Genomic DNA, 8,310 nt, shown 5'->3' with positions numbered 1-8,310 from the left:
TTGAAAGGGAAAGACAAAGGGCGATGGTCGATTTGGGTGAACGGAAATTGGCGTATGACGTTCGAATTTCAGGACGGCAACGCCTACATTCTTGATTATGAGGATTATCACTAATGACGATGCATAATCCGCCGCATCCTGGTGAATTTATTCGGGAAGTGTATCTGGAACCCTTTGGCATTAGCTCGCGTCAGCTTGCTTCGAGTCTGGGTGTTTCACCGTCCACGTTGTCCCGGCTGCTCAAAGGAGAAAGTGGCATTAGCCCGGAAATGTCGCTGCGCCTTTCCAAAGTGCTGGGGCGTAGCCCTGAGAGCTGGTTGGCGATGCAGGATATGCATGATCTCTGGATGGCCTCCATCCACTGGAATTTAACGCCGCTTGATGAGCGTTTGACATGGCGGCTTTGCCTCCATGAGGTTGCCGCACCCTACCAGTGTTAAAAGCCGGTGATCGCCAGGTCCAGAGCCCCGACAATTTGGTCTCTAACATGCGAGAGAGAGCCGATGGGATTCTGTAGATGTTTTTCAGGCACCGACGAAATCTGTGGCGTTAGCAGCAATAGCACCTGATCGCCAAAGCTGATTTCTGGAGTGAGTCCTTGCAGGGTGTCGTTGCCGAAGGCGGAACGGTTGCCCAGCGGGATGACGATGCGAGTGGCCAGTTCGCTTAGCAAACTGCTTTGCACATCCACAAGGTAGGGGTAGTGCGCTTTGCTGGTTTTGCTTGGGTTGGGGTATACGTCGAACTGTGCCATTAAAACTCCCTGAATTCGTCGCCAAAGCATCCGTGTCGTTCGACAAAATCGTTATAACTTTTTATCGCAGCTCGATTTTCTTCGACCCATCGTTGTGCTTCGCATTTGGCAAGCTCTTCTTTCAGCGCTCGCTCCAGGGTGGCAGACAGGTTAATGTTCAATTCACGTGTCCTGCGCAGCAGGTCGCTATTGATGGAGAGATTCGCTGCTTTTTTGGGTGCGTCTGCATCGTAGAGTTCGGCCATCGTCGTCTCCTGGTGGCTCTTGATGTATCGTCTGATTTTATGCGCATGGTAATGCGCATTCAAGCGCGCCTCGTTGCTTCGAACGTCACCCCTTCACGCTCATTGTTGACTCGCCAATAAGATATGAACCTACTCTTCCTCGGCACTTCCGCCGGTGTGCCCACCAAACAACGCAATGTTTCCGCCATCGCCTTGCAAGAGAGCAAGGGCAAGGGTTGGTATCTGGTCGATTGCGGGGAGGGCACTCAGCACCAGGTGTTGCACACCAGGCTGTCGTTTCATTCGCTGAAGGCCATTTTGATTACCCATGTGCACGGCGACCACTGCTACGGGCTGCCGGGCATTCTGGCCAGTGCGGCCATGGGTGGGCGCACGGCGCCGCTGATCCTTGTGGCACCCAAGGGTATCCAAACCTGGCTGGAAGCCACCTGTGCGGTGACCCAGCTCTGCCTGCCCTTCGCGCTGGAGTTCATCTGCGCCGATGACCTGCCCAGCATCGAGTTCGAGAACATGGCGGTGGAAACGTGCGCGCTTTCCCATCGCGTGTCGTGCTACGCCTATGCGTTCACCGAGCGCAACGTGGAGGTCGCCCTGGATGTGGATAAATTGGATCGGCACGGCATTCCCAGAGGGCCGTTGTGGGGGCAGTTGAAGCAGGGGAGGGAGGTAGCGTTTGAGGACAAGCAACTGCGCAGCCAGGATTACCTGCTGTTCAAACACGCCGCCAGAAAAGTGGTGATTGCCGGAGACAACGACCAACCCGAGCTGTTGGCGCAAGCCTGTGCCGGGGCGCAGGTGCTGGTGCATGAAGCCACTTACACCGAAGCAATGGCCGAGAAAGCCGGTGAGGTAGGGCATAGCTACGGCAGGCAGGTGGCGGCGTTTGCCGAGCAGGTCGGCTTGCCCCACCTGGTGCTGACCCACTTCAGCCCCCGCTACCCGCTCATTTCCCATACCGTGCCTTCCATCGAGGATATCCAACGCGAGGCGCAAAGCGTTTACTCAGGCGCGCTCTTCCTGGCGCAGGACTTTAGCGAGTACCACCTGGATAAAGCGGGCCATGTCACCGAGCAAACCCGCGAGCCGCCTTGTTAATCGTTGCTTGCAAGTGAGTTTGGCGTTGGACTTGGCGGGGCGGTCTCGGCATAGTGCTGTGCAGATACGTACGACTTAAGTCGCCGGTGAACAGGCGGGCGTACCCTAGCATTCCACTTTGAAAGGCCATGACCAGCATGTCTGAGCAAGACACTATTTATGAAAGCATTGCGTCGCGCATGAATGGGTTTCTGTACCGCTGCCGCAACGATGAGCACTACACCATGCTGAACCTGAGTGGCAGGGTTCAGGAACTGACCGGCTATGCCATCGACGATTTGATCGACAACCGCCTGCAATCCTACGTGGCGTTGATCTACGCTGAGGATGCGCCGGGATTGGATCAGGCCATCGAGCGCGCCATCGCCGCTGACAAGAACTGGCAAGCCGATTATCGGGTGCGCTGTAAAGATGGCCGCCTGCGCTGGGTGAGCGAGTACGGCGGTGCCGTGAAAGATGAGGAGGGCAACGTCATCTACCTGGAAGGGGTGGTCACCGACATCCAGCAGCGGCGGCAAAGCGAGGAGCAGCTGAGTGCCATCAGCCGAGACATTGCCACCGAAACCGAGAAAATTGCCCATTCACTGAAGATGCTGCAACTGCTCAGCATCAACGCGGGGATCGAGGCAGGGCGGGCAGGCGAGGCTGGCAAAGGCTTCGCGGTGGTTGCCGAACACGTGCGCCGCCTGGCGGATGACACCAGCAGCTCGGCAAAAGTGATTACGGGATTGATGAAGCAATTGAGAGAGCTGCAGGGTTGAGAGAACGGAAGGATGAGCGGATTTTCGCACTGAAAGGGATAACGTCATGCGTAGTTTCGATCTGAGCGACGAGAGCGGCGTACTGAGAACGTCCATCGCCGTCACGCTGGTGATTGCGGGGCTGGGCATCGGCTTTGGCCTGATGTCCGGGTCGTTTTCGATCATGTTCGACGGCATCTATGCCCTGGTGGATGCCAGCATGAGCCTGCTCTCGTTGCTGGTGGTGAACCTGATTACCTCGTTCGTGTCGTCGAAAGGGCTGTCGCGCAAGCTGAGGGAGCGCTTTTCCGTGGGCTTCTGGCACCTGGAACCCATGGTGCTGGGAGTCAACGGCACGCTGCTGATTGGCGTGGCGGTGTATGCCCTGATCAACGCCATCAGCAGCCTGCTGGAAGGCGGGCGCGAGCTGGAGTTTGGCTGGGCAATCGTTTATGCGGTGATTACCCTGGTGGCGTGTGTTTCCACCGCTATCGTGGAGGCCCGCGCCAATCGTCGTATCGGTTCTGACTTCGTGCGCCTGGACGTGCGGGGCTGGATCATGTCGGCAGGCATCACGGCGGCGCTGCTGGTGGCGTTCTCGCTAGGCTATCTGGTGCAGGGCACGTCGTGGGAGTGGGTGTCGCCCTACATCGACCCGGCGGTGCTGGCGGTGGTGTGCGTCATCATCATTCCGCTGCCGATTTCCACCGTGCGCCGCGCGCTGGCGGATATCTTCCTGGTCACCCCGAGCGCATTGAAGCAGCATGTGGATCAGGTGGCACAGGCCTTCGTGCAACAGCACGGGTTTACCACCTACCGCGCCTATATTGCGCGGGTGGGACGCTCCAGGGAAATCGAGCTCTACTTTATCGTCCCCGCCGATGCGCCCCCGCGCACCATTGGCGAATGGGATGCCCTGCGTAACGAAGTCAGTGACTTGCTGGGCGACGAAGGGCCGCACCGCTGGCTGACGGTCGTGTTTACCGGAGACCTGGAGTGGGCGGACTGAGGCAGTAGCATGGCCCCATCTGTCGGATGTTACCCATGATGAATGAACCCAAAGGAGACGCCCCATGCAAAAGGTAAGAATCGATCTGGTATCCGATGTGGCCTGCCCGTGGTGTGCGGTTGGCTATCGGCGCCTGGAGCAGGCGTTGGAGGTGCTCGCTGGCGAGATCGAGGTCGAGCTGGTCTGGCAGCCTTTCGAACTGAATCGGGACATGCCGCCCGAGGGCGAGCCGATTCTGGAGCATTTGTGCCGCAAGTACGGTAAGGATGCGGCCACCATGGAACAGTCCCAGCGCGAGATCATGGCCGCCGCCGAAGCGCTTGGCCTGAATTTCCGTGGCGCGCTGGAGCGCCGAGCGAACAACACCTTCGCCGCGCACCGTGTGCTGGCCTGGGCCGGAACGCAGCACCAGGAAACGGCGCTTCAACTGGCGCTATTCGAGGCTTACTTCGGTGAGGCGAAAAATCCCGCCGACCCCTTGGTGCTTCGCGAAAAAGCCATCGAGGTGGGGCTGGATGGCGACACCGCCGAGGCCATCGCCCGCTCCGACCAATACGCCGAAGAAGTGCGTGAGGCAGAGCAGCGCTTCATGGACATGGGCGTCAGTGCCGTGCCGGGCTTCATTCTCGATGGCCGCTACCTGATTTCCGGCGCCCAGCCCGCCGATGTGTTGGTCGATGCGCTGCGTCAGGTGGCCGAGGAAAACGCCAGCGGCTAATGTGTGGGAAGCGCTGCCTGAAGTATGTGGCATCGGAATCTTGTGGACGACGAAGGTCTGCGCCGCTGGCTGACCGTCGTGTTTACCGGAGTTCTGGAGTAGCCAGGTTGAGCTCTCACAACCAACAATGCAACGAGTAAAGGAGTCATGATGCCAAGGATGCAAATGCGCCCGCTGATGGCCAGCTTGTTGGCGCTCTTGGGGCTATGGATGGCGCTACGTCCATTACCGGATGCCGCCGTTTCTCTGTCGATCGCTCTGGCTGGCCAAGAGGACATTTCTTCAAGCGTATTGATGGCTCAGTTTGTGCATTTTTTTAGCAATACTCTGATCGGACTGAGCCTTATTCTGTGGCGTGAGGCATTGAGCAGATGGCTGGTGCCGCAAGGGTCAGGTGTATTGGTAAGCCCCCGAGCCTGCATGGCGGTGGGGACAGCGCTCATGGGTATTTATTTTATCGCTGCTGGCACGGTGTTGTTGGGGGAGTTTCTCGCGCAACAGCGGCCAAACGCTAGCGCTTACTTATTAGGGCGTGGGGGGACCTCCGTGGTCGTGGGAGCCGTTTTGCTTTTAAGCTCAGCGGGGGGCAGCCGGTTATGGGCGCTACTGTTAAAACTGCGAAGTGCCGGATGGCGGTAAGCATGTGAGCCTCTGATAGAGTCCGAAGCCTTGTCTGCTGCCTTCGCAATACACTCTCTTTCTTGTGACCAAAAGGTGGAAGTGCATCCATGAAAACCATCGGCTTGATCGGCGGCATGAGCTGGGAGTCCACCCAAACCTACTACCGCCTCGTCAACCAGCATGTGCGCTCGGCGCTGGGCGGGCTGCATTCTGCCAAAGTGGTGCTGTACAGCGTGGATTTTGCCGACATCGAGGCGCTGCAGCATCAGGGTAACTGGGAGGCGACTGCCGAGATATTGGCAGCGGCGGGCCGCGCGGTGGAGGCAGCAGGGGCCGATTGTCTGGTGCTGTGTACCAACACCATGCACAAGGTTGCCGAGCCGCTGGAAGCGGCGGTCTCCATTCCGCTATTGCATATCGCCGATGCCACCGCCCGGGTGCTGCAGCGCCAGGGCATTACCTGCGTAGGTTTGCTGGGCACGCGGTTCACCATGGAGCAGGCGTTTTATATCGAGCGTTTGCAGCGCCACGGGATTGAGGTGGTGGTGCCCACCGAACCACAGCGTGAGCGCGTGCACTCGGTGGTCTACCAGGAGCTGTGCCTGGGCGTGGTGAAAGCAGAGGCCAAAGCCGACTACCTGGCGATCATCGAGGCGCTTGCCGAGCGCGGCGCGCAGGGAGTGATTCTAGGCTGCACCGAAATCGGCCTGCTGGTTCAACAGGCCGACACTCCCGTGCCGCTCTTCGATACGACCGAGATCCATGCAGAGCAGGCGGTGCAGTGGGCGCTGGAAAGCCGCTAGCGAGATTGGCCTTCCAAGCGCTGTGTCACTCCAAAAATGCCCGCAGCGTATCGCTGGCTTGCTCGATGGCCACCACGCCATCCAGGTGACCTCGGTTGCCTTCCAGCGTTTCTAGCGTCACCTCAGTGCCGTCGGCTTCGATCAGCTCGGCGGTGCGGCGTACGCCCTCGGGGGCGAAGACCAAGTCGTTCTCGCTATACAGCATCAATGTGGGGGCTTCGATGGCGGCCAGCCCCGCTTCCAGCGAGTCGCCGTAGCCAGCCATGAAGGTCTGGTTGGCGCGCACCAGGTAGAGCAAGTGGTTGGCATCGGAAAGCGCCGCACGGGCGGCGGCGATGTCATCCAGGGTTTGTTCGATGGCATAGCGGGCGGTGATGTCCTGGGCAGGGTCGCGCGCGTCGTCGGCCCAATCGCGGTTGAACGCTTCGTTGGCCCACTGCCAGTGGTTGGCATTGAGCGTCACCAGCTTCAGCGCCTCTTTGAGCCCGTCGGTGGGCGGCTCGCCGCCGTAATAGTCGCCTTCGTTCCAGCGGGCATCCAGGCGAATAGGCGCGGCCCAGGCGCTGAGCGTGGCCAGCAGCCACGGGTCGGCCACACCGCCACCAATCACGGGAATCAACCGCTCGACCCGTTCTGGGTAAGCGCTGGCCCACTCGATGGCCTGCAAGGCACCCATGGAAGCGCCCATGACCGCATGCAGTGATTCAATGCCCTGGCTTTCCAGCAGGGCGCGCTGCACCTCGACAAAATCACGGATGGTCACGACCGGAAAATCCATGCCCCAGGGCTCGCCGGTATCGGGGTTGAGGGTGGCAGGCCCCGTGGTGATCACGTTCGGGTCGTTCGCCCCCAAATTGACCAGCGTATCGGACGAGATGACGTAGTACTGATCGGTATCCAGTGGCTTGCCAGGGCCAATGATGGCATCCCAGTAGCCGGTAGCCTCACCCTCGGCCTCGTAACGGCCTGCGGCGTGGCTGGTGCCCGAGAAGAAGTGAGTAATCAGAATGGCGTTATCGCGTGCCTCGTTCAGCTCGCCGTAGGCTTCCCAGCCCACCGCCACGTTGGGAATCGTCTCGCCGCCCTGGGTGGTAAAGCTCTCGATCTCGAACCGCTGCTTCTCGACCACGCCATCCCAGGCCCATAAGGGCGTGGCTAGCAACAGGCCAATGCTGGTGAACGAGGCGGCCGTTACTAGCGCGAATGGTTGCTTGCGTCGCATGCGCTTTCCTTATTTGAGGGTTATTGTGATTGTTTTAGGGCTGCTTTCCGCAGCCACTCCCTCAGCATAGTCAGCTTTAGCCCACCTTGAACGGATTCAACCCATTGGCCTGCTGCATCATCATGCGTTTGGCAAACGGCACTCGCTCGGCGAGGTGCAGGCTGAGATCACCCAGTTGGCGGAGCGGCTTGGCCCCGGTGAAGAGGTGGTGGAAGCTATCGGTGGCGGCGATCATTGCCTGGTTGGCCAGACGCCGGTGGCACTCGAAACGGTGCAGGCTGATATGGTCGCCAGGGTCACGGCCTTTGATGATCAGCTCGGCTAGGGTGTCGGCGTCGTGCAGGCCGATGTTCAAGCCTTGACCTGCCAGCGGGTGCACCACGTGGGCGGCGTCGCCGATCAGCGCGAGCCGTTTGCCGATGTAGCGTTTGGCGTGCTGGCGCTTGATGGGGAAACTGGCCCGTGCCACCACCCGGGTCAATTTGCCCAGCCGTTTGGGGAAGGTGGTTTCTATGGCGTGTTGCAGGGCGTCGTTGGAAAGCTGTTCACGGGCCTTGGTGGCCTCATCGCTGTCGTACCACACCAACGAGGCGCGGTGGCCGGGCAGCGGCAGCATGGCCAGCGGGCCTGTGGGGGTAAAGTACTGCCAGCTGACATCCTGCTGGGGCAGCTCGGTCTCGACGTTGATGATCATCGCCCGCTGGTGGTAGTCGTAGCTGCTGGTGGAGATGCCTGCCAGCTCACGCAGGGTTGAACGTGCGCCATCTGCGGCCACCATCAACCGGGCGCTGAGGGTCTTGCCGTTGTCCAGCTCCAGCAGCCGATGGGTGCTGGCGGCCAGCGTACTCACCGGGGCACACTGGGTGTAGCAAGTGACGCTGGGAAGCTGCTCCAGGCGCTGCCAAAGGGCGTACTGCAGGGCGCGGTTTTCGATGAAAATACCGAAATCGTTCATGCCGCTGTCGTGGGCCGAGAACAGCGAGTGACCGCTGCCATCCAGGTTGGAGACATCGATGTGCCGGAACGGGCAGCAGCGCTCTCCCGGCAGGACCGCACCGCTGGCTTTCACGAACGCCAGCGAGCGGGCGTTGAGTGATGAAATA

Annotated in this window: 11 protein-coding genes; 7 read left to right on the top strand and 4 right to left on the bottom strand. The window is 59.9% G+C overall.

Features of this window, described 5'->3' with window-relative positions:
* Together B7L71_RS05575 and B7L71_RS05570 are read left to right on the top strand one after the other, a co-directional pair.
* Complete coding sequence (locus tag B7L71_RS05575; protein ID WP_446497389.1) at positions 1-114, top strand: type II toxin-antitoxin system RelE/ParE family toxin; 114 nt, start codon at positions 1-3, stop codon at positions 112-114.
* The gene (locus B7L71_RS05570) at positions 114-440 is read left to right on the top strand and encodes a HigA family addiction module antitoxin (RefSeq protein WP_212636733.1); all 327 of its coding nucleotides are present in this window, start codon (positions 114-116) and stop codon (positions 438-440) included. The genes B7L71_RS05575 and B7L71_RS05570 overlap by 1 nt, the downstream gene beginning before the upstream one ends.
* Here the strand turns inward: B7L71_RS05570 and B7L71_RS05565 are convergent.
* Together B7L71_RS05565 and B7L71_RS05560 are read right to left on the bottom strand one after the other, a co-directional pair.
* Positions 437-754, bottom strand: coding sequence for a CcdB family protein (locus tag B7L71_RS05565; RefSeq protein ID WP_081136530.1), 318 nt, complete (start codon positions 752-754; stop codon positions 437-439). The two genes, B7L71_RS05570 and B7L71_RS05565, sit on opposite strands and share 4 nt — an antisense overlap.
* Positions 754-999, bottom strand: a complete 246-nt coding sequence (locus B7L71_RS05560) for a type II toxin-antitoxin system CcdA family antitoxin (RefSeq protein ID WP_081136528.1) — start codon at positions 997-999, stop codon at positions 754-756. Before B7L71_RS05560 ends, B7L71_RS05565 begins: the two co-directional genes overlap by 1 nt.
* 123 nt (positions 1,000-1,122) lie before the next feature.
* Between B7L71_RS05560 and B7L71_RS05555 the strand changes: the two genes are divergently transcribed.
* The 5 genes from B7L71_RS05555 to B7L71_RS05530 all read left to right on the top strand — a co-directional run bounded on the left by B7L71_RS05555 (position 1,123) and on the right by B7L71_RS05530 (position 5,985).
* The gene (locus B7L71_RS05555) at positions 1,123-2,094 is read left to right on the top strand and encodes a ribonuclease Z (RefSeq protein WP_081136526.1); all 972 of its coding nucleotides are present in this window, start codon (positions 1,123-1,125) and stop codon (positions 2,092-2,094) included.
* A 128-nt stretch (positions 2,095-2,222) separates the two neighbouring features.
* Positions 2,223-2,855, top strand: a complete 633-nt coding sequence (locus tag B7L71_RS17855) for a PAS domain-containing protein (protein ID WP_081136524.1) — start codon at positions 2,223-2,225, stop codon at positions 2,853-2,855.
* 46 nt (positions 2,856-2,901) lie between these two features.
* On the top strand, positions 2,902-3,843 hold the full coding sequence (locus tag B7L71_RS05545; protein WP_081136522.1) for a cation diffusion facilitator family transporter: 942 nt from the start codon (positions 2,902-2,904) through the stop codon (positions 3,841-3,843).
* 64 nt (positions 3,844-3,907) lie between these two features.
* The gene (locus tag B7L71_RS05540; RefSeq protein WP_081136520.1) at positions 3,908-4,561 is read left to right on the top strand and encodes a DsbA family oxidoreductase; all 654 of its coding nucleotides are present in this window, start codon (positions 3,908-3,910) and stop codon (positions 4,559-4,561) included.
* Positions 4,562-5,289: 728 nt separating this feature from the next.
* On the top strand, positions 5,290-5,985 hold the full coding sequence (locus B7L71_RS05530; RefSeq protein WP_081136516.1) for an aspartate/glutamate racemase family protein: 696 nt from the start codon (positions 5,290-5,292) through the stop codon (positions 5,983-5,985).
* Between the two features lie 25 nt (positions 5,986-6,010).
* Here the strand turns inward: B7L71_RS05530 and B7L71_RS05525 are convergent, their stop codons facing one another.
* Positions 6,011-7,207, bottom strand: a complete 1,197-nt coding sequence (locus tag B7L71_RS05525; protein WP_081136514.1) for an E22 family MetX-like putative esterase — start codon at positions 7,205-7,207, stop codon at positions 6,011-6,013.
* A 76-nt stretch (positions 7,208-7,283) separates the two neighbouring features.
* Positions 7,284-8,310, bottom strand: a 1,027-nt coding sequence (locus B7L71_RS05520) for an FAD-dependent monooxygenase (protein WP_081136512.1), incomplete at its 5' end; no start/stop codon positions are given.

It is taken from the genome of Halomonas sp. BC2 (assembly GCF_002078115.1).
Taxonomy (GTDB): Bacteria; Pseudomonadota; Gammaproteobacteria; order Pseudomonadales; family Halomonadaceae; genus Vreelandella; species Vreelandella stevensii.
The sequence above is the reverse complement of the archived record's forward strand: the minus strand, read 5'-3'. Positions and strand labels throughout refer to the sequence as shown.